Below are 23,684 nucleotides of genomic sequence, written 5' to 3'. Positions count from 1 at the left end.
AATTGTGCATTAAACTTATAGAAGACTGTTCATGGTACAGAACAGTCTTCTTTTTTTGTATATTTAATACTTCCTTATTATTATATAAGTAGATAGAAAATTAGTGTTTCAAATTTGAAATTATAACGCTTTTACTTTCAACACTAAAACAATAGTTTACAAAAATCGGGACTGTGGAATAAACCGCTGTTATTAGGAGCATTTTGCATGATTTCATTATAATGGGGTCATTATATATTGATTATGGCATTAATTTAACATCATCGGCTGTAAACGGTCTCTTATCCTCTTTGCGGGCAATTGGCGACGGTGGTAAGCTTCATTATGCTAATTAACCTGACAGGTGATTGAAGGAGGAACAACATGGACGTTCTCAGGCAACTGCAAGGCTTTTACCGTGAAAAAAAGAGCTATTTTTACCTCTCCATCTTTTGTCTTGCAACCGCTACCGCGCTTGGATTGGTTTATCCGAATCTGCTGAGGTACCTGATTGATGATATTATCAGACTCAGGCGGTATGACCAGGTGCCTATGCTGGTTATCGGCTTGTTCATCGTTACGATTTTGAAAGCATGCATGCAGTTCCTGCATGGATTTTTTGGAGGGCGACTCGGTAATTTTCTCGCCTACCGGCTTCGTAATGCCTGCTATGAAAAGCTTCAGTTTTTATCCTTCCGTTATTATGATACTGCCAAAACAGGAGACCTGATGTCCCGTCTGACCGGAGATCTGGAGGCGATCCGTAACTTTATCGGGTTTGGCTTTGCCCAGCTGCTCAATGTATTCCTTATGGTCATCTTCGGTTCCATAGTCATGTTCTCGCTGAACTGGCAGCTCACTCTCGTTACTCTTATTTCGATCCCATTTCTGGTGTATGTCGCTTTGCGTTTTGAATCACGTATCCATCCGGCTTTTCAGGAGATGCGTCTGGCATTAAGTTCCCTTACCACAGCTGTACAGGAAAATATAACCGGTGTGCGCACGATCAAGTCATTTGCCCGTGAAGCACATGAAGTGGACAAATTCTCGCTGCGTAATGAGCGTTACCGCACCAACCAGATTTTTGCTTCTTCCCTGTGGAGCCGCTATTTCCCTGTTATGGAGCTGCTCGCTTCGGTATGTATCGTTATTTTGCTCGGATTTGGCGGTACACTGGTCATTCAGGGTTCTATGACACTTGGGGAACTAGTCGCTTTTTTCACCCTGATCTGGTACATAATTGGCCCGATGTGGGGACTTGGCTTTCACATTAACAACTATACCCAGTCCAAAGCTTCGACCGAACGGATTCTGGAAATCCTGAATCAGCCGGTAGATATCAAGGATGAGCATACAGCCAAGCCTATGCATGAAATCAAAGGCCATGTCGTGTTTGACCATGTGACTTTTGCTTACGGCAACAAGCTGGCTGCCGTTGTGGATATCAACTTGGATGCACCTCCCGGTTCGGTAATCGGTCTGCTAGGCGGCACAGGCTCGGGCAAATCGACCATTATTCAGCTCTTAATGCGTGCTTATAACGTTAACGAAGGACGGATTACACTGGATGGTACCGATATACGGGATATACGGATCGAAGATCTGCGCGCACAGATCGCCTCTGTATTCCAGGAGACCTTCCTGTTCTCTTCCACCATCAAGAATAATATCGCTTATGGCATGGAAGAAGTGACGATGGAAGAGATTATCCGTGCAGCCACACTTGCCAAAGCGCATGAGTTCATTATGGAGCTGCCCAAAGGGTATGATACGATCGTCGGTGAACGTGGTCTCGGATTATCGGGTGGACAAAAACAGCGTCTCGCGATTGCCCGGGCACTGCTCAAAAATCCGAAAATTCTGATTCTGGACGATGCAACCAGTGCCGTCGATATGGCGACAGAACACGAGATTCAATCCGGCTTCCAGGAAGTAATGCGAGGACGGACAACCTTTATTATTGCTCACCGGATATCTTCACTGCGTCATGCGGATGAGATTCTGGTATTGGAAGAAGGGCGTGTTATTCAGCGCGGCAAGCATGAGCAGCTGATTGCGGCTGCCGGCCCTTATCAGGATATCTATCAGGTACAGTATGCTGATCATATTTCCCGTCAGCAGGAAATTGATGATTCGGATCATCCGGAAGAATGGAACAGAGAGATGCCGCAGCCCGGCAGCGGAGAGCAGGTGAGATACCATGAGTAATCCTTCCATGAATAATATATCGGTGGATGACAAGCGAAAGGTCGCTGATACATCCGCCTCGGTACGGGTCGAGGAACGATTCATTTACCAGGATGACGAGCTGATTGATAAAGCATTCAACTGGGGACAATTCAGCCGGCTGTTCAGTTATATGAAGCCATATGCGAGGCAGCTGCTTCCATTTATCCTGCTCATGATGGTGCTGGGTACCGTGACCAAGCTGGCAGTTCCATTGATTACAGGTATGGCGATCGACCGAGCTATTCAGCCGGCCAATGGTATGCCAAGCCTCAAGCTGCTGTATGGGTTGACTGCACTGGCACTTGTACTGTATCTGATTCAGTGGGCAGCCAACGCATACCGGATCAAATACACTAATATTATTGGACAAAGAGTGATCTATGATCTTCGCTCAGATCTGTTCAGTCATATTCAGCGGTTGTCTTTTTCTTTCTTTGACAAAAGGCCGGCAGGCTCGGTACTCGTTCGTGTCACGAATGATGTCAATTCATTGCAGGATCTGTTTACCAATGGAGCCGTTAACGTAATGATTGACTGTGTACAGCTCCTGGGAATAGTCGTTATTTTATTGTTTATCAACTGGAAGCTGGGGCTTGCTGTAATGCTGACGGTGCCGATCATGTTCTTCGTCTCTACCAAGCTTCGCAAAGTGATCCGCCGTTCCTGGCAGGAAGTACGAATGAAGAATTCGCGCATTAACTCCCATTTGAATGAATCGATTCAGGGAATCCGGGTTACCCAGGCCTATACTCAGGAAAAGCAGAACATGAAGTATTTTGACAATATGAATCTATCGAGCAAGCAATCATGGGACAAAGCATCCGCGATGAACCAGATGTTTGGACCGATGATTGAGGTGACTGGAGGACTCGGCTCTGTTATTCTGTTCGGGTTCGGTACGATGCTGATTGCCAGCGGCGAGATTGAGATTGGTATTCTGGTGGCTTTTGCCAACTACGTCAGCAACTTCTGGGATCCGATTAACCGGCTTGGTAATATGTATAATCAGCTGCTGGTCGCAATGGCTTCCTCGGAACGGATATTCGAATTTATGGATGAAGAACCGTCGGTAGCAGACAAACCCGGTGCACAACCGATGCCTCGTATCCGCGGGGATATTGTGTTCAAAGATGTTATATTTGAATATGAGCCCGGTCGTCCGGCACTCAAAGGAATCAATTTGAACGTACAAGCTGGACAATCGATCGCTCTGGTTGGTCATACCGGCTCGGGCAAATCCACTATTATCAATCTGATTAGTCGGTTCTATGATATCAAAAGCGGCCACATTACGATCGATGGCCGGGATCTGCGTGATGTGACCCTGGAGAGTCTACGCAGCCAGATCAGTATCGTGCTGCAGGATACGTTTATTTTCTCGGGAACGATCCGCGACAATATCAGGTTCGGTCGTCTGGATGCGACTGACGAAGAGGTGGAAGCTGCTGCCAAAGCCGTTCATGCGCATGTATTTATCGAGAAGCTGGCCAAAGGATATGATACCGAAGTCGAAGAACGCGGGAACGTACTGTCGATGGGACAGCGTCAGCTGCTTTCCTTTGCCCGGGCACTGCTGGCTGATCCGCGCATTCTCATACTGGATGAAGCGACCGCCAGCATCGATACAGAGACCGAGCTGCGGATTCAGGAAGCACTCAAGGTACTGCTGCAGGGTAGAACATCCTTTATCGTCGCTCACCGATTATCGACGATCCGTCATGCAGATCATATTGTTGTTCTCGATCATGGAGAGATTAAGGAAGAGGGTACCCATGAACAGCTGATTCAGCGTAAAGGGGTATACAACGGATTGATAGAAGCACAATTCCGTTTTTTGTAAAATATAAAATAATAGACATAATTAAAATGATGATATCAACATCCTTTTATTTCCATTCACACCCTTTATCTACTGAAGCAGTAAACAGCAGATAGAGGGTGTTTTATTTTCGAAATGACTTCCTGTAAAAAGCAGGAAACAAGTAAATATACAAAATGTGACAAAATTTTTGAATGAAAGCGTAATCATTTTATAAATTTCGAGATTTGTTCAAAAATTTAAGTAAAGTGGGTTGCAATCTAACTTGGAAGGTAAGAAAATAAGAGTGTCAACACATTGTAAAGTTCATCATCAACATCGTCGGGAATTTTACAATGTGTTAATCACTTAACAGCCAAGAAAATAGACAAAGAGCACAATCTGTACCAACGGAGAGTTTTGCAGTTCGAGTTGTATGCAAGCTTAACGCAGTGTAAAAAGTGGATAAGGGAGTGCTGTTTATTATGTGGGGGGCCCCAATGTCTCGCCAGGCGAAGAAGATTCTGATGCTTGGCAGTGGAGAACTTGGTAAAGAAGTAGTGATCGAAGCTCAGCGTCTCGGCGTGGAATGTATCGCTGTAGACCGTTATCCGGATGCACCTGCCATGCAGGTCGCTCACCGTTCTCATGTCATTGATATGCTGAATGGACAGCAGCTCAGGGAAGTTATTGCCCTGGAGCAACCGGATCTGATCGTACCCGAAATTGAAGCGATTGCGACGGATGTGCTGGTAGAGCTGGAGCAGGAAGGCTATCATGTCGTTCCTACCGCTACAGCTGCGAGATTAACGATGGATCGTGAGGGGATACGCCGTTTGGCTGCCGAGACACTCGGTTTGCCTACAGCAGCGTACCGGTTCGCGGATAATCTCGATCAGCTCAAAGCAGCCGTCGCCGAATTAGGAACACCCTGCGTAGTAAAACCTCTGATGAGCTCGTCCGGTAAAGGACAAAGCGTATGCCGTACTCCGCAGGATGCGGAGGATTGCTGGAACACGGCGCTCGAAGGAGCCAGAGGCAAGTCAGTACGGGTCATCGTCGAAGCCTTTGTCCATTTTGAAAGTGAAATTACACTGCTAACGGTGCGTTCAGCCTCAGGTACCCTGTATTGTCCGCCTATTGGACATATTCAGCGGGATGGAGATTATGTCGAGTCATGGCAGCCGCATTACATGACTGCGGAACAGCTGGCAGAAGCACAGCATATCGCCGGCACTATTACCGGACATCTGGGAGGATACGGATTGTTCGGAGTAGAGCTGTTTCTTACGGCGGATGGAGTGGTATTCAGCGAAGTATCGCCAAGGCCGCATGATACGGGTATGGTTACGATGGTAACCCAGGACTTGTCCGAATTTGCCCTGCATGTGCGGGCGATTCTCGGTTTTGAGATTCCTGGCGTCCATCTGCTTACCCCTGGCGCATCGGCAACACTCAAGGCAACACAGACTTCAAAAGATTTTGTTGTTGGCGGACTGGAAGAAGCATTGAAGCTGCCGCGTACGCAAGTACGGGTATTCGGCAAACCGGAGACCAAACCGGGACGCCGAATGGCAGTGGCACTCAGTGCGGACGAAAGTGTGGAAATCGCGCGGAAGCGTGCCGTAGAAGCGGCCGCTCTGCTAAAAGAGGAGTATGTACATGTCGACTAGTGTATTAATGCCTGTTGCGGAAGTCCGTAAATTCGAAAGTAAAGATGTTCAAGCTTTGACTGGCCTGATGCGTGAACTTTGTTATCCTATGACGGAGAGTGTATTGCGTGACCGGATGGCTGCCCTGGAAGGCAAGCCGCAATTTATGACACTTGTTGCCGAGCGTGAAGGACAGGTTGTAGGTATGATTGCCCTGTATCGCAAAACCTCATATGACACCGGTCATAAGACTTCCCAGATCACAGGTCTGGTTATCTCGGAAGCCTACCGTAACCAGGGAATTGGTCGTGAATTGATTACAACAGCCGAACGCCAGGCGCGTGAAGCTGGAGATCATTCCGTATTTGTCACCGGAATGAACCGTGACGAGCGTCTGTCTTCTTGCTCATTCTACCAGCATATGGGCTATGAGAAGATTGGCTGTAATTTTATCAAGCAAATGTAAGCAAGCACGGATACACAAGAACAGCTCCCTGAATAAGGGGGCTGTTTTTTTGGTTAGCTGATTTGGAATTTATTCTATACATAGAATGATGTAACCCGAATTTATAAAATGCAGCAAAAGGAGAAAAAATGAGCGATAAATATGCTATTTATAATTGGGATGAAGAGAATATAGGCTACTGTCAAAAAGTATGGCTGGAAAATGACGAATCCAGCAGGCAGCATCTGAAGATCTATGAATTTCGTAAAAATCCGGAGTATACCCCTGTCCCAAAACTGGATCGTATTAACCTGGGTATCCTGGATACTTATGGATCAGTGATCGGTTATTATGATTTTCCGATAAAAAGAGTCCTACAGCCCGAAGGCGCCGCTTCTTTTGCTGAAAATGGAGACTGGGAACTGCTGGTTCATACCTATGAACAGGTATCCCGAACCCGGCGTATTCTGGAAATGTGGGATCTGCTTCGCGATCCGGATCTGCGGCAGACCGGTCTATGGGTCGATTTTACCCTGGAAGAACGTAAAATCTGGCAAACGGTTGTCCGGACCTATGCGCTGCAGACCAATTCCTGGAGAAATCAGGGACTGGAGGGGATAACCATTCATCTGGATGGACGTCTGATTACAGATCAATATGCTTTTTTCTTGATGTTGGGCGAACAGCTGAATGGGCCGGCGGGCTACTATGGCAGTAGTCTGGACGCAATGGATGACTGTCTGTGTGGCGATTTTGGACCAGTGCCGCCTTTTACAGTGATCTGGTCACATTATCAATATATGGAGAACAATCAATTGCTGCAGAGACAAAATCAGAATGGTTATACCATGTTGAAGGTCATTCAGACAGCCATCTCTATTCTGGACAATCATGGAGTTACTATCATTAGACAGTAAACCAAGAAAAATAGCGTTTTTTGTCTTTTCACTGCACACATTTCATGCAAAGTTGCCGATATATAGGAATAAATGGTAGAATCTTAGGCGGATTTGAACATACTCATTTCACAGGAGGATTTGTACTTATTATGAAATTCATACAACTGAAACGCATCGCCATGTCGGCAGCGGCTGCCGGACTTCTTGCAGCTAGCCTGGTCACACCAGCAAATGCACAGGCAGCATCTAATCATTTACAGCATACGCATAAGACATACGTTAAATTATCTTCGGAACGCACACTGACTGGACAAAGCGCAGCTACTGCTACAGCGGATACGTATGCTTTTGCCACTCAAGTCGTTGATCTGGTTAATCAGGAACGCAGCAAGGCTGGTCTGAAAGCGCTGGTCGTAGACACCAATCTCCAGACTCTGGCACAGGACAAAGCCATGGATATGTACAAAAACAATTATTTCAGCCATACTTCACCAACGTACGGATCTCCATTCGACATGATGAAGACATACAAAATCAGTTACCGTGCAGCAGGCGAGAATATTGCCAAAGGCCAGACTTCTCCGGCACAGGTAATGAATTCATGGATGAACAGTTCCGGTCACAAAGCCAATATACTGAGTAAAAATTATACGCATATTGCTGTGGGCTATGTGAATGGCATCTGGGTTCAGGAATTTATCGGTAAATAAATATAAATGTGTATACACGTAGACGAACGCTCCGGATGAATCAGAGCTGTAAAGACCCCTGCAGGATGCTTCGCTTGTCGAGCATGCTGCAAGGGTCTTTTTAATTAGAACAGATCTGTACAATCGAAGACTGTTCATGATGATAGGTAGATGAAATGGCGGGAATGTTCATTTCACGTTCTATTGACAATCCAGAGGGTACTCCCTAGTATAAAGTTACATTTCAACCGATGAATAACATCGCAAGATGGGGGAATTACAGTCATGGAGACGATCAAATATTGCAGTAAAAATGATAAGTTAGGCACAAAGCAGGTATATCAGGATATCAAAGAACAGTTTTCCGAAATAGATCAGCAGCGCAAAGGCTGTCTGAGTGAGTGCAAAACCTGCCGCCGTCAGCCTTTTGCCAAAATTGGTAAGAAGCAGCTGGTCTGCGGTGATTCTCCAGAACATCTGTATAAGCAGCTAACAGCAATCATCAGTCAGTCTGCCTCTTATCCAACAGCCGAAAAAAAGCCGAAATCCGGGAAATTCGCAGACTCTGCCCTGATTCACTATACGTTCAATTCACAGGACAAGAATGAACTGACTATATCGCTGGATATGAATTCAGCTGCCAAATTGGCCAAAAAACTCAAAGCACTGCAACAATCTGGTGAATTACGCAAAATGAAAGCAATCCGTTCCAAAAAAACTTCTTCCATCAAAGCAAAGCTCATTCTGGCTATGGCAGAAGGGAATAAGGATCAACTGAAAAGGAAGAAAAATACGCTAAAGCTGCATCTCACAGCCCATACCCTGCAGGAGCTGCAAGCGATACTCATCCGCTATATGCAAAAAGGCGAATTATCTACCTCCCATTCATACACACTGCAGCAGTCGGGATCCAGCGAAGAAGTCCAATTGCATCTGGTAGCATTGAAATCTATGCAGCATGCAATAACCGGTTAACTGCCTTATTAAGATCCTACGATATCAGCAGGAGTACTCATAAGGTCAATATAGCAGGTATAAATAAAAAGCCACAGTGTCCAGAAATCAGACGCTGTGGCTTTTATTTATACTATGGGGTTCAGTCTATACAAGCTGACACACCCTTGGATGGGACATGTGGGGATCGAACCCGCGACCTGCCGATTAAGAGTCGGATGCTCTACCAGCTGAGCTAATGTCCCGCAATAGATGGCTGTACTCTGGTCATTAACAAGCGTAACAGCAAATTAATACGCATAACAACTATTACTCTGGATAGTATACACCTACATCACACATTTGTCCAATTCACTGCCTGATAGCACATAATGAACACCGCACACATAAGGAACTTGCAAAGATACAGATCCAAATAAAGTGAAAAGCAGCCTGTTGTCGAATGAAATTCACATCTTCTGCTGGGTCGCCTGCTTCATCTACAGATAGATGGGGAAATAATAAAGAAGCACTTGCAGCTGGAATCCATTTGTCGGATGAATCAACTACATACAAGAAGAGGTGGAGATGCTATGAAGAAGACCTGGTGGAAAGAAAGTGTCGTGTATCAGATCTATCCGCGCAGCTTTATGGACAGTAATGGAGATGGAATAGGTGATATCCCTGGTATTATCAGCAAGTTAGATTATCTTCAGCTGCTGGGGGTGCATGTGATCTGGCTCTGCCCGGTATATGAGTCTCCCAATGATGATAACGGTTACGATATCAGCAATTACCAGAATATTATGGATGAATTCGGCACGCTGGATGATTGGGAACGACTGCTGGATGGCCTGCATCAGCGCGGAATGAAGCTGATTATGGATCTGGTCGTCAATCACAGTTCCGATGAGCATGCCTGGTTTGTGGAATCGCGTAAATCCACTGATAACCCCTATCGCGATTATTATATTTGGCGACCGGGAAAAGAAGGACGCGAGCCCAACGACTGGAGTTCTTTTTTCAGCGGATCGGCCTGGCAGTATGATGAGACGACAGAAGAATATTATCTGCACCTGTTCTCCAAAAAGCAGCCTGATCTGAACTGGGAAAACCCGACCGTACGGGAAGAAGTATACAAAATGATGACCTGGTGGCTGGATAAAGGGATTGATGGATTCCGAATGGACGTGATCAACCTGATTTCCAAAGATCCCAAGCTGCCTGATGCACGCGAAGAAACGCCGGAGCTGGGCACCGCAGAGCCTGATCACAAGTTTCCATATCATTTTGGCGGCAAACATTTTGTCAATGGTCCACGGGTGCATGAGTACTTGCAGGAAATGAACGAGAAAGTACTGTCCAAATACGATATTATGACGGTTGGTGAAGCGATCAATGTAACGCCGGAAGATGGAGCTTTGTATGTGGGCGAAGACCGTAATGAGCTGAATATGGTTTTTCATTTTGAATTGATGCGGGTAGATGCCGGCAAGGGCGGCAAATGGGATATCCGTCCATGGGAGCTTACCGAGATCAAGGCAATTATCAGCAAATGGCAGACTCTGCTGCATAACAAGGGCTGGAACAGCAATTATATGAACAACCATGATCAGGCGCGAATGGTATCACGGTTCGGCAATGATACCCGTTATCGCAAGGAGTCTGCCAAAATGCTGGGGACGCTGCTGCATACTTTGCAGGGAACACCTTATATTTATCAGGGTGAAGAGATTGGGATGACCAATATCCGTATGCCGTCTATTGATGATTATCAGGATATTGAAACGTTAAACATGTACCAGGAATATACAGCTGCCGGTATAGATCCTGATAAAGTGATGGAGTCCATCTATATCAAGAGCCGGGATAATGCGCGTACACCAATGCAGTGGGATGATTCGGAACATGCCGGATTTACAACAGGTCAGCCATGGATGACGGTTAATCCGAATCATGACAAAATCAATGTAGCCGAAGCATTAAAAGATCAGGAGTCCATTTTCTATTATTATCAGAAATTGATTACTCTACGCGGAGAGAATGATATTCTTGTCTACGGAGATTATCGTCTGCTGCTGCCGGATGATGAGCAGATTTATGCTTATGTTCGCACATATGAAGAAAAGCAGCTGCTGGTTGTGCTGAACTTCAGTGAGCAGCCGGTGCATTTCCAGCTGGAAGACAGTGTGGAGTATGAGCGGTACCAGCTGCTGATCAGCAATTATGCAGTAGATGAACAGCAGGATATCCGCGAGATTGATCTGCAACCCTATGAAGCCAGAGTGTATATACTCAACCAGTAATTCCTAATCAGTAATTCCCAATCAGGCTAACGCTCAGTTTACTGACGGGGTATAAAATAAAGGTGTATGTACCAATAAATTCATTTCATCATGTCGGCAGTATGAACTGCCAATATCATATCGGGAAAGGGACGCTCTAACCGCTTCGCCAATCAAGCACGATCTGCATTTGGCTTCGGTATGACAGCGTCCTTTTCTGTCTTTTTTCACAATAATACCACTTCCAAATGGTCGGCATGTAATAGATAGCTGCTGATCATTTGGAAGTTGTATACATAGTGTATATAATGAAAATTAACACTTACTATTATTCAATACTTGGAGGTCACAGGATGAAACCATCTTCATCATCGGCACGAATATGGAGAATTACCAGCATTGCTTCCATCGTAACAACGTTACTGCTGATTAGCGGTTTTGTATATGCGATAAATGATGTCGTTAATCCGGTAGGTAGTTCCTATACAGCAGAAAGTTCTACGGACAGTGCTGCACAAAATGGATCCCAGGCAGCAGTTGATCCAGCGACAGAAGGAATACGCGTTGCTGCACTTGGTGACTCGCTCGCCAAAGGAACAGGTGACGATGAGGGCAGCGGATTTGTACGCCGTACCGTTAATCTGCTTCAGCAGCAGGGAGTAGATGCCAAGCTGGTGGCCAACCTGGGAATCAACGGACAGAAAACAGGACAGGTCATCGAATCGCTGGATGAATCCGGTGTCCAGCATACCCTTCGCCAGGCGAATGTAATTATGCTGTCGATTGGAGCCAATGATTTGTTCAATGGCGGAGAAGCGCTGGGAAATCTGGATGAACAGGCGCCTACCGCGAACCAGCTGCTGACCAATCAGCCTAAGGCTGCGGCACGATTGCAAAAGATTCTGGATCGATTGGCGAAGATCAATCCAGATGCACAGATTATTTACCTTGGTCTATATAATCCGTTTGGAGACCTCAAGGAACTTCGGATACCAGGCAATCAGGCGGTAAGTGCCTGGAATATGAAGGCTGCAGGGATTACAAATACCAATGAGCATATGATGGTTATCCCTACATTTGATCTGTTCCAGAATAATCTGGATCAGTATCTGTCTGCGGATCATTTCCATCCCAATGGTGACGGTTATGAACAGATTGCCACGCGTATTGTTCAAAGCATCCGTTAACCGCTATCCTGCACAAAGTTGGGAGCTATTATGCAGCAGTCATTTACTCGGTAATTTACAAAATGTTATGTGATGATCTGCTGCTATAAATCAAGCATCCTTTTGAATGAATATAGTACAGGCTACAGGAGGGAAGAGTGACTAATGAATATATCCAATCCCGATTTGACTTCTTCGTCTGCCAGTAGTGAGCAGACAGAATCAGAAATTGTATTATCGGCTATAAAAGTAAAGAAAAAGATCGGCAAGCGCTGGATTATCAAGGATGTGACTTTTAATGTACGGGCAGGCGAAATCTTTGGATTTCTCGGCCCCAACGGAGCAGGCAAGACGACAACGATTCGTATGCTGGTCAATCTGATTCGCCCAACCGAAGGAAAGATTACGATCTGTGGATACGATGTAACCCGTCAACCGGAAAAGGCACTGGCTTACGTAGGCTCGATCGTCGAGAATCCCGAGATGTATCCATATCTGACCGGCTGGGAGAATCTACAGCACTTTGCTCGTATGCAGCCGGGGGTGGACGAGCAGCGAATTCAGGAAGTAACCGAGATCGTACGTCTGGACGAGCGGATTCACGATAAAGTAAGCAAGTACTCGCTGGGAATGCGCCAGCGTCTCGGGATTGCCCAGGCACTGCTTGGCAGACCGAGGTTGCTCATTCTGGATGAGCCGACCAATGGACTTGATCCCAAAGGTATCCGGGATATGCGTCTGTTCATTCGCGAGTTGGCTGCGCAGGGCATGGCTGTATTCGTATCCAGCCATCTGCTCAGTGAAATTCAGCTGCTTTGTGACCGCGTTGCTATTGTAGGCAATGGGAAGGTTATAGCGGTAGGTAGTGTAAATGAACTGGTAGAAGACAGGGAACATCTTGTCGTATGGGAGCTGGAACCTACCGAACAGGGAGCACGCATTCTCGAAGAACTCCCCGATATTACAGTGCTGGATCTGGAATCTGCACATCTGGACAACGACACGGCTGCATCACTGAAGCTGAACAGCATTATTACCCGGACACCGGAAGAACAAATATCGACGACTATTCAGGCTCTTGTCAGCGCCAATATCCAGATTCATAATGTACGCAAATTAAATCCTACCCTGGAGCAGCTGTTCCTCGGCATTACGGAGGGTGAGACGATTGAATAGCATCTGGCCGCTTGTACAGAATGAGACGATCAAGATTATCAAGAAAAAGCGGTTCTATGTCATCCTGCTCGTGCTGCTGGTGCTGGTACCGATGTTTACTTATGCACAGATGCGTCAGGCACAGGAGAACCGTACCAAGTTTGGTGACGACTGGCGAACCGAGCTGCAGCAGGCGATTACCGATAACCAGAACTCACTGGGCAGTGACAGGGTACCGGAAGAATGGAAAAAATACCGTCGTATCTTTATTCAGCAGATGCAGTATTATTTGCAAAATGATGTGAATCCAAATGAACCGGGCGGTGTTACCTTTACCCGTGAATTTCTCAATAATTCCAGCAGTCTGTTTATTCCGCTGCTGATTATGACGATTGCTTCGGATCTGGTATCCGGTGAACGAACGGGGGGCACGATCAAAATGCTGCTTACCCGGCCGGTACGACGATGGAAAATCTTGTTCAGCAAGCTGATTACGCTGACGATGTTTGTGTCACTGATCGTTGTATCGACTTTTATTATCTGTTATGCCATATCGGGACTGGTATTCGGGTATTCGGGCTTTACCATTCCTGTATTTACCGGCTTCCAGCCAAGCGAGGCAGGAGTGGATATGGCTACCGTTCATGCGGTGGATCAGTGGCAGTTTATTCTGATGCAGATGGGATTGATCTGGTTTGTCGGACTGACTGTGGGGCTACTTGCCTTTATGGTATCGGTACTGGTGCGTAGTACAGCAGCCAGTATTGTGATTATGATGGCAGCGCTGATCGCCGGTACAATTCTGACCAATATGGCTTCTTCCTGGAGTAGCGCCAAATATCTGTTTATGGTCAATCTGGGCCTGACCAATTATCTATCAGGTAGTCCTGCACCGATTGAAGGCATGACCCTGCCGTTCTCGCTGGCTGTGCTCGCGATCTGGGCGGCTGCTTCACTTGTCGTATCTTTTGCGGTATTTACCAAGCGGGATGTAATGAACTAGCATAGTATGCATCTTGCCGCCTTGTATTTGCAGATTTCTCGGCAGGTAAAGTAGCGCATTCGATAGTGCAGTAATCATGAGCTGTTCATACATTTGACAATCCGTTACAATGAATAAGTCTGCCCGGTATGATGCCAATGCATCCAGGGCAGGCTTATTTTGGATAGGAACGACTCCTGCAAAAGAAAGGGAGTGAGCGTGAATGAAGAGTGAGCCTGTGCAGGCAGAATGGGAAAAATTGATGCTTACAAGACTGGCTGGCCGTTTTCCTGTATTTGACTATGCGTATGAATGGAATGATGATTCGGTCTATATGTGCTATGGAGGATTTGGTTCTTTTATTCTGGCTATTATTTATGCCTTCAGAGATTGTGACCATACAGAATATAATTACTATGAGCAGACGATTCAAACATTTTATACATCCAAGGACAAGCTGGAACAGGAGATTTCGTTCATTTTTGAGTTTGTGGAGGAACTATTCGACGACTGTGACGAACGAACAAGAGATGTACTAAACTGCTGCATTTTTGAAGCGCTAATGGGTAGCAGCGAAGCGGAACTTGAATTTCTGCACCATATGAGTCCTGAAATTATCAATTATTACAAAGGTATACGCTGGTCTTCCTAATCCTTTGCAACATTTGCTTTACGAATAGCATGGATTGCTTTAGAATAAAGAAATGGAAACATGTGTTTGCATTATGAGCGAACAATGTGCGTATAAATTACATTTTATGTAAATCATAATGTGTGGTAGGCTTGCGCCTTATGGTATGCTTATGCAAAGCTGCAGGTTGACTGGAATGGTATAATGATCCTTTCCGATACCGAAAATGATTGTTCAGCTGGCTATGGCGTAATTTTGGACAAACCATTATACTACTAAAGCGTAGGTTGAGAAGTACGAAGCATGATTGCAATAAATAAAGGGGGGCCATGAATGGTCGAACAGATCGATTCACTTACAAATTCATCCCAAAGCGGCGCTAATCCGCCAGCTACAGGGTATGATGCTGACGACATTCAGGTGCTCGAAGGGCTTGTTGCCGTACGGAAGCGTCCGGGGATGTATATCGGTAGTACAAGTTCGTCTGGACTGCATCATCTTGTCTGGGAGATTGTGGACAATGCAGTCGACGAGCATCTTGCAAAGCATTGCGACAAAATTGAAATTAGCCTAAACAAAGACGGTTCCGTAACCGTATACGATAACGGCCGGGGAATTCCGACGGGAATGCACAAAAGCGGCATCCCAACGCCTCAGGTCGTATTTACCATTTTGCATGCCGGCGGTAAATTCGGCGGCGGAGGATACAAAAAATCCGGTGGTCTGCATGGCGTAGGAGCTTCGGTTACCAATGCACTCTCCGAATGGCTGGAAGTAGAAATTTACCGGGATGGCGGTATTCACCGTCAGCGGTTCGAGTACTGGATGGACAAAAAGGGCAAGGAGCATGTCGGTGAGCCTGTAACCGGTCTGGAAGTGATCGGCAAGACCAAAGTCACCGGTACCAAAGTTACCTTCAAACCGGATATCCGGGTATTCCAGAACGGGATTGCACTTAACTATGATACACTGTCCGAGCGTCTGCAGGAGATTGCCTTCCTGAACTCGGGACTGGAAATTCTGCTCAGCGACGAGCGCAATGACAAAGCTGATCGTTTCTATTACGAAGGCGGCGCCAGCCAGTTCGTCGAATATCTGAACGAAGGCAAGGATGTATTGCATGATGTGATTCATTTTAATGCAGAGCGTGAAGATATCGAGGTAGAGATTGCGCTGCAATATAACGCAGGTTATACCGAGACGATCGCTTCCTTTGTCAATTCGATTCCTACACGCGGAGGCGGTACGCACGAGACCGGATTCAAGACGGCGTACACCCGTGTTCTGAATGATTATGCCCGCAAAAATGCCATGCTGAAGGAAAAAGAAAAGAATCTGGAGGGCGGCGATCTGCGTGAAGGCATGATGGCTGTTATCAGCGTCAAGATGGCCGAAGTGGAATTTGTCGGTCAGACCAAGGATCAGCTGGGTAGCTCCTCTGCACGCGGAGCTGTAGATGCAGTCGTAGCAGAGAGTATGCAGCGTTTTCTCGAAGAAAACCCTCAGGTCAGCCAGAAGCTGATCAAAAAGGCAATCCAAGCATCCAGAGCGCGTGAAGCTGCGCGCAAGGCACGTGACGATATGCGTACGGGCCGCAAACGCAGCGAGAGTTCCAATCTGAACGGCAAGCTGAGTCCGGCACAATCCAAGGACTTTTCCCGCAACGAGCTGTTTATTGTAGAGGGTGATTCTGCCGGTGGATCTGCCAAGCAGGGACGTGACTCCAAGATTCAGGCCATTTTGCCGCTTAAAGGCAAGCCGATGAATCCGGAGAAATCCAAGTTGGCAGATGTAATGAAAAATGAGGAATATCGCGCGATCACTTCGGCAATTGGTGCTGGTATTGGTCCCGAGTTTGCAATTGAAGACAGCAATTATTCCAAAATCATTATCATGACCGATGCGGATACGGATGGAGCGCATATTCAGGTGCTGTTGCTGACGTTCTTCTATCGGTATATGAAGCCGCTGATTGACCAGGGACGTATCTATATCGCTCAGCCGCCGCTGTTCAAGATTACTCAGCGTTCCGGCAAAAAGACCAATGAACGTTATGCATGGACTGATGAGCAATTGGAAAAATCACTCAAGGAATTTGGACGCAATGTAGAACTGCAGCGTTACAAAGGTCTTGGCGAGATGAATCCCGATCAGTTATGGGAGACAACGATGAATCCCGAGAGCCGTACGCTGTTGCAGGTACAGATCGAGGATGCTGCCAAGGCAGAACGTCGTGTATCTACACTGATGGGTGATAAGGTTGATCCGCGCAAACGCTGGATCGTCGAAAATGTCGATTTTACAGAATACGAAGAATAATATTCTAATACAACAATGCACGCTATAGACGGCAATCAGGAATGAGACACACCAGCTTTCAGGGATGGTTTTCATTCCTTTTTGCACGAATAGCTATTTATATGCTGATTATGCTTGATAAAATAATCCGGCTGCGGCCGGAAGGTAAGGTGAACGGATGGCTACAAATGAACAGTATATGCCGGCGTTTCTTGAAGAAGTCGTCGGAGACCGATTTGGTCGTTATTCCAAATATATTATCCAGGATCGTGCGATTCCCGATGTACGGGACGGACTAAAACCGGTACAACGCCGTATTCTTTACGCGATGTACGAATCCGGCAATACACCGGAAAAAGGCTATCGTAAATCTGCAAAAACCGTCGGTGATGTGATGGGTAACTATCACCCGCACGGTGACTCTTCCATCTATGATGGTATGGTACGTATGGCACAACCATGGAAAATGGGACATACGCTGGTTGATGGTCATGGTAACTGGGGTTCTCCCGATGATGATCCGGCAGCAGCCATGCGTTACACGGAAGCGCGCCTTTCGTCTATTGCCATGGAGATTTTGCGCGATATTGACCGAAATACCGTGCAGTTCAAGGACAATTTCGATAACACGACCAAGGAACCAACGGTTCTGCCGGCACGTTATCCGAATCTGCTGGTTAATGGAGTCAGTGGTATTTCTTCCGGTTTTGCGACCGAGATTCCACCGCACAGCCTGCGCGAAGTAATCGAAGCCTGTATTGCTCTCATGGAGAATCCATCGATGGAACTGGATGAACTGATGAACTATGTCAAAGGTCCGGATTTCCCGACAGGCGGCATTATCATGGGCGGCAGCGGTATTCGTGATGCTTATGAGACCGGCAAAGGACGCATCTATGTGCGCTCCAAAACCGAGATCGAGACTATGCGTGGCGGTAAGCAGCAGATTGTCATTACCGAGATTCCATACCAGGTTGTCAAGGTACGTCTGGTGACAGCGATGGAGAATATCCGTCTGGAGAAAAAAGTCGAAGGGATCGCCGAAGTGCGCGACGAGAGCGGACGCGATGGTCTGCGTGTCGTTGTCGAACTGAAAAAAGACGCTGATGCCGAAGGTATTCTGGCTTATCTGCTCAAAAAAACCGATCTGCAGGTAGCTTATAATTTTAATATGGTGGCTATTGTTAACAAAGCCCCACAGCAGCTGGGTCTGAAAAACATCCTGCAGGCGTATATCGCTCACCAGCGTGAAGTGGTAACCCGCCGCACACGCTATGATCTGGACAAACTGGAAGATCGTGCGCATGTACTGGAAGGACTCGCCAAAGCACTGAATATTCTGGATGAAGTAATTGCAGCAATCAAGGCATCCAAAAATCGTCAGGATGCCCATCAAAATCTGCAGTGGATGTTCGGACTGACCGAGCGTCAGGCAGATGCGATTCTGAGCCTGCAATTATACCGTCTAACCAATCTGGAGATCAATCAGGTAGAAAAAGAACTGAGCGATATTCAGAAAAAAATCAAAAATCTTCAATCGATTCTGGACAGTGACAAAAAGCTGATCGGTGTGATCAAAAAAGAATTGATGGAAAGTTATGATAAATACGGAATCGAGCGCCGCTCCGAGATCCGTGATGAAGTGGAAGAATTAAAAGTCAATCTGGAAGTTATGGTGAACTCGGAGGATGTGCTGGTTACTCTGTCCAATGGTGGATACATCAAGCGTACAAGCATGATGTCATTTAATCGTTCAGGTGCAGAGCGCAGCGGTTCAGGCGCCAAGGAAGATGACTTTATTCGTCAGGTGATCGATGTCAATACGCTGGACAGCCTTTTGATCTTCACGCAGCGCGGTCAGTATTTCCTGCTGCCTGTGCATCAGATTCCAGATTTCAAATGGAAAGAGACCGGTACGGCCATTGTCAACGTGATCTCGATGACACGGGAAGACCGAATTGTGGACATTATTCCGGTACGCAATCTTGAAGAAGAGACAGGCAGTCTCGTATTTGTTACCAAGCGGGGACAGGTCAAGCGAACAGAAGTCAAAGATTATGCAACCAAGCGCTCGGGAGCTGTAGCAGCCTGCAAGCTGGGTGAAGGTGATGAAGTCATATCCGTCAGCCGTGGCGATCAGGCGCGTGACCTGATGCTGATTACCCGTAATGGAATGAGCATCCGCTTCCGGGCGGAGGAAGTCAGTCCAATGGGCAGGGTATCGACAGGGGTACGGGGTATACAGTTGATGGATAATGATGAAGTAGCGATTTCCCTATGGGTAGATGGAGAAGAAGACGGACAACTCATGGTCATGACCGATCTGGGTTATGCCAAACGCACCTCCATGCTGCAATATCAGACACAGAGCCGCGGAGGCAAAGGGGTATCGACCTTTGAACTCAAAGAAGGCAAACGCGTGAAGCCAAATGGCAACTGTATTATTGCTGCTTTTATCTGCAGGGACAATCGATCCTTCATAGCGATGGTACCGCCGAACCGTACGATTCCATTTAACAGCAAGCTAGCAGTGCAAACGGATGAACGACGACATATTGGCAAATCGATTGTCACGCTCGACAAAAATGATACGATTATCGCTGTATTGGAAGACTTGTCATCATCGGCTACCAATAAGTAAGCAATCAAAAGGAAAATAACAAGCAACGAACAATAAATACTAAATACAAATAGCCAAAAAAGCTTTTCCCTGTATTCTTTGACTATCCCAAGAATACATGTGGAAAAGCTTTTTTGGTTTGTTCTATCCATTTAATTATTTTATAGACTCATTTATTCTGTGAAATTTATTTCGATTCACCCGATTGATTACTCACCAAGTTGAACCCGAATCTGTTCATATACCGCTTCATTCCATTGCGTCCATGGACGCGTACGCGGAGGAAGCGAGACAAACGTCATCATTTCCTTGGAGACCGGATGTGGTATACCTGTGCATACCGACCAGAGAGCCAATTGCTCGCCTTTGCTGTTAACGTCGGCGCCATATTTCTGATCGCCATACAGTGGATGACCGCTGTGAGCCATCTGCACACGAATCTGATGGGAACGTCCGGTATGCAGATGAATCAGTACGAGAGATAGTTCTCCCGTACTGGCAATAACTTCGTAATCAAGCACAGCATCTTTGCCACCGGCAGTTCCTGGTTTGACGACAGCGACTGTATTCGTCCGCGAATCCTTGAGCAGTGTATCTTTTAAAGTACCCTGTGTACGCGCAGGTACACCTCTTACAACAGCAGCATACTGTTTAATCATACTGCGACTGCGTACCGTCTCAGATAAACGGGAAGCGGCTTTGGACGTTTTGGCAAATACCATTGCGCCACCAACCGGACGATCAAGCCGGTGCACCAGACCGAGAAATACATTGCCTGGCTTATTATGTCGTTCCTTGAGATCTGCTTTGAGCAGGGTCAGCATATCAGGATCGCCGGTATTATCTTCCTGGGAAGGAATATTCACCGGTTTCACTACAGCCAGTACATGATTATCCTCGAATAAAACGGGAATAGATGTGTTCGGTGTACTCATACCTGATCAGCTCTCCCAGCGACCCAGGATACCGCATGGCAGGGTCATTCCGGAATTGGTAATCGGCAGACCAATCTCTCCCGAGGAAATGGTTCCGCCATACTGCTGCTTCATTGTCATACTCAGAATGTTGGACAATACGGTTGGAGCCAGACCCGTAGTATACGAGTTGATCAGCATGAACAGCGGCTGATCAGACATGATGCTCATGCAGGATTCCAGGAACGGATACAGACTCTGTTCCAGTTTCCACATTTCTCCACCTGGTCCGCGTCCATAGGAGGGAGGATCCATAATAATTGCATCATATTTATTACCGCGGCGCTGTTCACGCTGAACAAACTTGAATACATCATCTGTAATAAAGCGTACCGGACGATCGCCGATACCGGACAGTTGATGATTTTCTTTCGCCCACTGCACCATACCTTTGGCTGCATCGACATGTACTACTTCCGCGCCTGCCGAAGAAGCAGCTACTGTTGCTCCGCCTGTGTAAGCAAACAGATTAAGCACAGAGATGGGACGTCCGGCGTTGCGAATTTTGTCCATCATCCAGCTCCAGTTGGCTGCCTGCTCAGGGAACAGACCGGTATGCTTAAAGTTGGTCGGTTTGATGTGGAATTTCAGCTGTTGATAACCCAGCTCCCATTTTTCCGGAATTTTGCGTTTCCATTCCCATTCGCCACCACCGGAGGAACTGCGATGATAATGACCGTGTACCTGATTCCAGCGTGGATCATCGGATTTTTTGGGCCAGATGATCTGTGGGTCGGGACGACGCAGCAGGATTTCTCCCCAGCGCTCCAAGCGCTCTCCATCACCGGTATCGATTAATTCATAGTCTTTCCATTGATCTGCAATATACATGTGTAACCATCCTTATGATTTATTTCTTTCAGAGCCCGGGTAAGCTGTACAAAAATCCATTTATTCTGTAAACAGGAAACATCGTTTCTTGGCAGCTTTGAATGTAGGCTACAGAAACACGAAAATAGACAATAATAACCCGCTCGTCAAATAGGTTTACCGCATTTTATTGTACAACAATAGAAGGATAGGCGCTACAGATGTTTCGGTTTGGACAGCCGGATAAGCAGATGAATCCGAAGTAGGAAGAGACCGATCAACGAAGGAGATACGTGCATATTTTGCTCAGAACAGAGATATAATAAACATAAACAGGATTTATTATCATTAAATGGATAATTCTGTTGGTAAGAAAAGAAGGAGGGCTGGAGAGAAGCAGAGAGACATCGAAGATCAACGCATGGATATCAGCGTCATTTATAGAGCGATCATCCATTCATAATCAAGAGTATCGGTTCGATACATTCGCTGTTTGTGGACATGGTTATATTCTGTTTCCCTGAAAATGATACGAGGAAGGAGCGTTACAATGAAGTCAGCCAACGTTGGATCGGCACTGCATTGCAAAATAAAACAAAATCAACGTTCACGGAAGAAATACGCAGACATTCCTATCATACCGCATGCAGCGATAGACGAACAGACCATTCCGCTTGGTTTGTCTGCTTCTTCGCACAGTTCCCCCAATAAACAGGCAGGTTTGTATTATTGTACATCTCCAGTGCAATATCCCAACACATTGTTGACTGAGCAATGGATCACCGAGCAGCTGCTAACCGAAGAACGACGTCGCATTGCAAGGGATATTCATAATGTTGTCAGTCATACACTGATCATTTCCGTGATCCAGCTGGACGCAGCCCAAAAGCTGCTGGATATCAATCCAACTGTGACACGCGAAAAGCTCGAATCTTCTCAGGAATTGATCCGGCACGGAATCGAGGAGATTCGGCGATTTATTCATCATATGGCCAGCCAGACTCCCTCGATGAATCTAGCCTCCGAAATTGCTCTTATTATTAATAATATTCATAAACACACTTCTATTGAGATTGATTGTGCCGTCGGATCTCTCCCGGAGCTTGCTTATTCCCAGCAGAAATTGATCTGTCAGGCGCTGCAGGAAGGAATTACGAACGGAATCCGGCATGGACGTAGCGGCTGTTTCCGGTTTTGGCTGCATCAGCAGAACGAGCAGATCATATTCAAACTTGCCAATAAAGGTAGCTGCCCATCTCAGGTTCATTTTGGGTTTGGATTAAGTACATTACAGCAGCGGGTCGAAGATTGGGGAGGGATGCTTAATTTGTATTCGAACACTCCTGCCTGGACCCAACTGTTTATTCGGATGCCGGTATGTAATGTGGCGGGAGAAGCTTATGAATGAGCTGAAATTGCTGGTGGCGGATGATCAGACGCTAATGAGGGAAGGGCTAAAGACCATACTGGAATTGGAAGAAGACATCATCGTCGTGAATACAGCTGCGAACGGCCAGGAAGCCTGGGAAATGGTACACCGGAACGAGCCGGATATTGTGCTACTGGATATTCAGATGCCGGTTATGGATGGAATATGCTGCGCCCGTCAAATCAAACAGCATCATCCCGATATAATTGTGCTGCTGCTCTCTACCTTTATGGATGAGCAATATATTATGGAAGGCATGAGAAGTGGAGCCAATGGTTATCTGCTCAAGGATATGGACAGCCGTCTATTGATTCAGACGATTCGCAGTGTGACAGCCGGCCAGTTTACGATGCCGGCAGCTGTCGCTATTCAACTGGCAGAAACGATAAATCGGCGATCGTTAGAGGCTGACCGAGCTGTTTTCGGCCAGTTCGCTGATTTTACAAGGAGGGAGCAGGAGATTATCACGCTTATGAGAAAGGGGCTTTCCAATAAGCAGATTGCCCAGCAACTATATATCCATAGTGGAACTGTACGTAACTACATCAGTATTATTTATGCAAAAATGGGTGTGAATGATCGCACGAGTGCACTCATGTATCTGCAGGCCAAATAACTTCAGACTTTCTGATGCCACTTGACCGGTCTCTATAGACCGGTTTTGCACAGCGTTTGATTACATTACAGTAATGGAATTATATTACATAACG

At 46.4% G+C, this 23,684-nt stretch carries 18 protein-coding genes and 1 tRNA gene; 16 read left to right on the top strand and 3 right to left on the bottom strand.

The features are described 5' to 3' along the window. Window positions 1-363 precede the first annotated feature (363 nt). The 7 genes from WH46_RS10575 (at window position 364) to WH46_RS23365 (ending at window position 8,666) form a co-directional block, all read left to right on the top strand. Window positions 364-2,187 (top strand): ABC transporter ATP-binding protein, encoded by a 1,824-nt coding sequence (locus WH46_RS10575; protein WP_017812937.1) that lies wholly within the window; start codon window positions 364-366, stop codon window positions 2,185-2,187. Window positions 2,188-2,194: 7 nt separating this feature from the next. Further along, complete coding sequence (locus WH46_RS10570; protein WP_407944411.1) at window positions 2,195-4,048, top strand: ABC transporter ATP-binding protein; 1,854 nt, start codon at window positions 2,195-2,197, stop codon at window positions 4,046-4,048. A 443-nt stretch (window positions 4,049-4,491) separates the two neighbouring features. Then, window positions 4,492-5,679: a formate-dependent phosphoribosylglycinamide formyltransferase gene (gene purT, locus WH46_RS10565; protein ID WP_046226677.1), complete on the top strand. Its 1,188-nt coding sequence runs from the start codon at window positions 4,492-4,494 to the stop codon at window positions 5,677-5,679. Further along, window positions 5,669-6,124: a GNAT family N-acetyltransferase gene (locus WH46_RS10560; RefSeq protein ID WP_052714197.1), complete on the top strand. Its 456-nt coding sequence runs from the start codon at window positions 5,669-5,671 to the stop codon at window positions 6,122-6,124. The genes purT and WH46_RS10560 overlap by 11 nt, the downstream gene beginning before the upstream one ends. Before the next feature lie 128 nt (window positions 6,125-6,252). After that, on the top strand, window positions 6,253-7,020 hold the full coding sequence (locus WH46_RS23370; protein ID WP_052714196.1) for a barstar family protein: 768 nt from the start codon (window positions 6,253-6,255) through the stop codon (window positions 7,018-7,020). Window positions 7,021-7,151: 131 nt separating this feature from the next. After that, window positions 7,152-7,712: a CAP domain-containing protein gene (locus tag WH46_RS24585; RefSeq protein WP_046226675.1), complete on the top strand. Its 561-nt coding sequence runs from the start codon at window positions 7,152-7,154 to the stop codon at window positions 7,710-7,712. A gap of 264 nt (window positions 7,713-7,976) precedes the next feature. Continuing rightward, a complete protein-coding gene (locus WH46_RS23365; RefSeq protein ID WP_052714195.1) occupies window positions 7,977-8,666 on the top strand; it encodes a DUF1450 domain-containing protein in 690 nt (229 codons plus the stop codon). 151 nt (window positions 8,667-8,817) lie between these two features. Here the strand turns inward: WH46_RS23365 and WH46_RS10540 are convergent. Then, window positions 8,818-8,890: transfer RNA gene (locus WH46_RS10540), tRNA-Lys, on the bottom strand. Between the two features lie 327 nt (window positions 8,891-9,217). Here WH46_RS10540 and WH46_RS10535 point away from each other — a divergent pair. From WH46_RS10535 to gyrA, 7 genes are all read left to right on the top strand, one after another. Beyond that, window positions 9,218-10,930 (top strand): glycoside hydrolase family 13 protein, encoded by a 1,713-nt coding sequence (locus WH46_RS10535; protein WP_046226674.1) that lies wholly within the window; start codon window positions 9,218-9,220, stop codon window positions 10,928-10,930. Between the two features lie 332 nt (window positions 10,931-11,262). Beyond that, a complete protein-coding gene (locus WH46_RS10530) occupies window positions 11,263-12,096 on the top strand; it encodes a GDSL-type esterase/lipase family protein (RefSeq protein WP_052714194.1) in 834 nt (277 codons plus the stop codon). Window positions 12,097-12,240: 144 nt separating this feature from the next. After that, the gene (locus tag WH46_RS10525) at window positions 12,241-13,251 is read left to right on the top strand and encodes an ABC transporter ATP-binding protein (protein ID WP_046226672.1); all 1,011 of its coding nucleotides are present in this window, start codon (window positions 12,241-12,243) and stop codon (window positions 13,249-13,251) included. Next, on the top strand, window positions 13,244-14,233 hold the full coding sequence (locus tag WH46_RS10520; RefSeq protein ID WP_046226671.1) for an ABC transporter permease: 990 nt from the start codon (window positions 13,244-13,246) through the stop codon (window positions 14,231-14,233). The genes WH46_RS10525 and WH46_RS10520 overlap by 8 nt, the downstream gene beginning before the upstream one ends. A 202-nt stretch (window positions 14,234-14,435) precedes the next feature. Beyond that, window positions 14,436-14,864, top strand: a complete 429-nt coding sequence (locus tag WH46_RS10515) for a DUF7674 family protein (RefSeq protein ID WP_052714193.1) — start codon at window positions 14,436-14,438, stop codon at window positions 14,862-14,864. A gap of 312 nt (window positions 14,865-15,176) precedes the next feature. Continuing rightward, window positions 15,177-17,162 carry a DNA topoisomerase IV subunit B gene (gene parE / locus WH46_RS10510; protein WP_017812949.1) on the top strand — a complete coding sequence of 662 codons (1,986 nt, stop codon included), beginning with the start codon at window positions 15,177-15,179 and terminating at the stop codon, window positions 17,160-17,162. Between the two features lie 157 nt (window positions 17,163-17,319). Further along, complete coding sequence (gene gyrA / locus WH46_RS10505; RefSeq protein WP_046226670.1) at window positions 17,320-19,782, top strand: DNA gyrase subunit A; 2,463 nt, start codon at window positions 17,320-17,322, stop codon at window positions 19,780-19,782. Window positions 19,783-19,970: 188 nt separating this feature from the next. Here gyrA and WH46_RS10500 read toward each other — a convergent pair whose 3' ends face one another. Together WH46_RS10500 and WH46_RS10495 are read right to left on the bottom strand one after the other, a co-directional pair. Next, window positions 19,971-20,696, bottom strand: a complete 726-nt coding sequence (locus tag WH46_RS10500) for an RluA family pseudouridine synthase (RefSeq protein ID WP_046226669.1) — start codon at window positions 20,694-20,696, stop codon at window positions 19,971-19,973. 6 nt (window positions 20,697-20,702) lie between these two features. Then, window positions 20,703-21,566 (bottom strand): class I SAM-dependent methyltransferase, encoded by an 864-nt coding sequence (locus tag WH46_RS10495; protein ID WP_046226668.1) that lies wholly within the window; start codon window positions 21,564-21,566, stop codon window positions 20,703-20,705. Window positions 21,567-22,095: 529 nt separating this feature from the next. Here WH46_RS10495 and WH46_RS10490 point away from each other — a divergent pair. Beyond that, complete coding sequence (locus WH46_RS10490; protein ID WP_046226667.1) at window positions 22,096-22,953, top strand: sensor histidine kinase; 858 nt, start codon at window positions 22,096-22,098, stop codon at window positions 22,951-22,953. Continuing rightward, on the top strand, window positions 22,946-23,590 hold the full coding sequence (locus WH46_RS10485) for a response regulator transcription factor (RefSeq protein WP_046226666.1): 645 nt from the start codon (window positions 22,946-22,948) through the stop codon (window positions 23,588-23,590). The genes WH46_RS10490 and WH46_RS10485 overlap by 8 nt, the downstream gene beginning before the upstream one ends. Window positions 23,591-23,684 lie beyond the last annotated feature (94 nt).

The organism is Paenibacillus dauci (assembly GCF_000971985.1).
GTDB lineage: Bacteria > Bacillota > Bacilli > Paenibacillales > Paenibacillaceae > Saccharibacillus > Saccharibacillus dauci.
Note: the sequence above shows the minus strand (reverse complement) of the source record. Positions and strands in the feature narration are given on the sequence as shown.

What these genes read in the sequence shown, in the direction of transcription:
- WH46_RS10495 (WP_046226668.1), bottom strand. Translation starts at nt 21,566, where the DNA reads ATGTATATTGCAGATCAATGGAAAGACTATGAATTAATCGATACCGGT.
- WH46_RS23370 (WP_052714196.1), top strand. Translation starts at nt 6,253, where the DNA reads ATGAGCGATAAATATGCTATTTATAATTGGGATGAAGAGAATATAGGC.
- WH46_RS10485 (WP_046226666.1), top strand. Translation starts at nt 22,946, where the DNA reads ATGAATGAGCTGAAATTGCTGGTGGCGGATGATCAGACGCTAATGAGG.
- WH46_RS10575 (WP_017812937.1), top strand. Translation starts at nt 364, where the DNA reads ATGGACGTTCTCAGGCAACTGCAAGGCTTTTACCGTGAAAAAAAGAGC.
- WH46_RS10500 (WP_046226669.1), bottom strand. Translation starts at nt 20,696, where the DNA reads ATGAGTACACCGAACACATCTATTCCCGTTTTATTCGAGGATAATCAT.
- parE (WP_017812949.1), top strand. Translation starts at nt 15,177, where the DNA reads ATGGTCGAACAGATCGATTCACTTACAAATTCATCCCAAAGCGGCGCT.
- WH46_RS24585 (WP_046226675.1), top strand. Translation starts at nt 7,152, where the DNA reads ATGAAATTCATACAACTGAAACGCATCGCCATGTCGGCAGCGGCTGCC.
- WH46_RS10525 (WP_046226672.1), top strand. Translation starts at nt 12,241, where the DNA reads ATGAATATATCCAATCCCGATTTGACTTCTTCGTCTGCCAGTAGTGAG.
- WH46_RS23365 (WP_052714195.1), top strand. Translation starts at nt 7,977, where the DNA reads ATGGAGACGATCAAATATTGCAGTAAAAATGATAAGTTAGGCACAAAG.
- WH46_RS10515 (WP_052714193.1), top strand. Translation starts at nt 14,436, where the DNA reads ATGAAGAGTGAGCCTGTGCAGGCAGAATGGGAAAAATTGATGCTTACA.
- WH46_RS10570 (WP_407944411.1), top strand. Translation starts at nt 2,195, where the DNA reads ATGAATAATATATCGGTGGATGACAAGCGAAAGGTCGCTGATACATCC.
- WH46_RS10530 (WP_052714194.1), top strand. Translation starts at nt 11,263, where the DNA reads ATGAAACCATCTTCATCATCGGCACGAATATGGAGAATTACCAGCATT.
- gyrA (WP_046226670.1), top strand. Translation starts at nt 17,320, where the DNA reads ATGGCTACAAATGAACAGTATATGCCGGCGTTTCTTGAAGAAGTCGTC.
- purT (WP_046226677.1), top strand. Translation starts at nt 4,492, where the DNA reads ATGTGGGGGGCCCCAATGTCTCGCCAGGCGAAGAAGATTCTGATGCTT.
- WH46_RS10560 (WP_052714197.1), top strand. Translation starts at nt 5,669, where the DNA reads ATGTCGACTAGTGTATTAATGCCTGTTGCGGAAGTCCGTAAATTCGAA.
- WH46_RS10535 (WP_046226674.1), top strand. Translation starts at nt 9,218, where the DNA reads ATGAAGAAGACCTGGTGGAAAGAAAGTGTCGTGTATCAGATCTATCCG.
- WH46_RS10490 (WP_046226667.1), top strand. Translation starts at nt 22,096, where the DNA reads ATGAAGTCAGCCAACGTTGGATCGGCACTGCATTGCAAAATAAAACAA.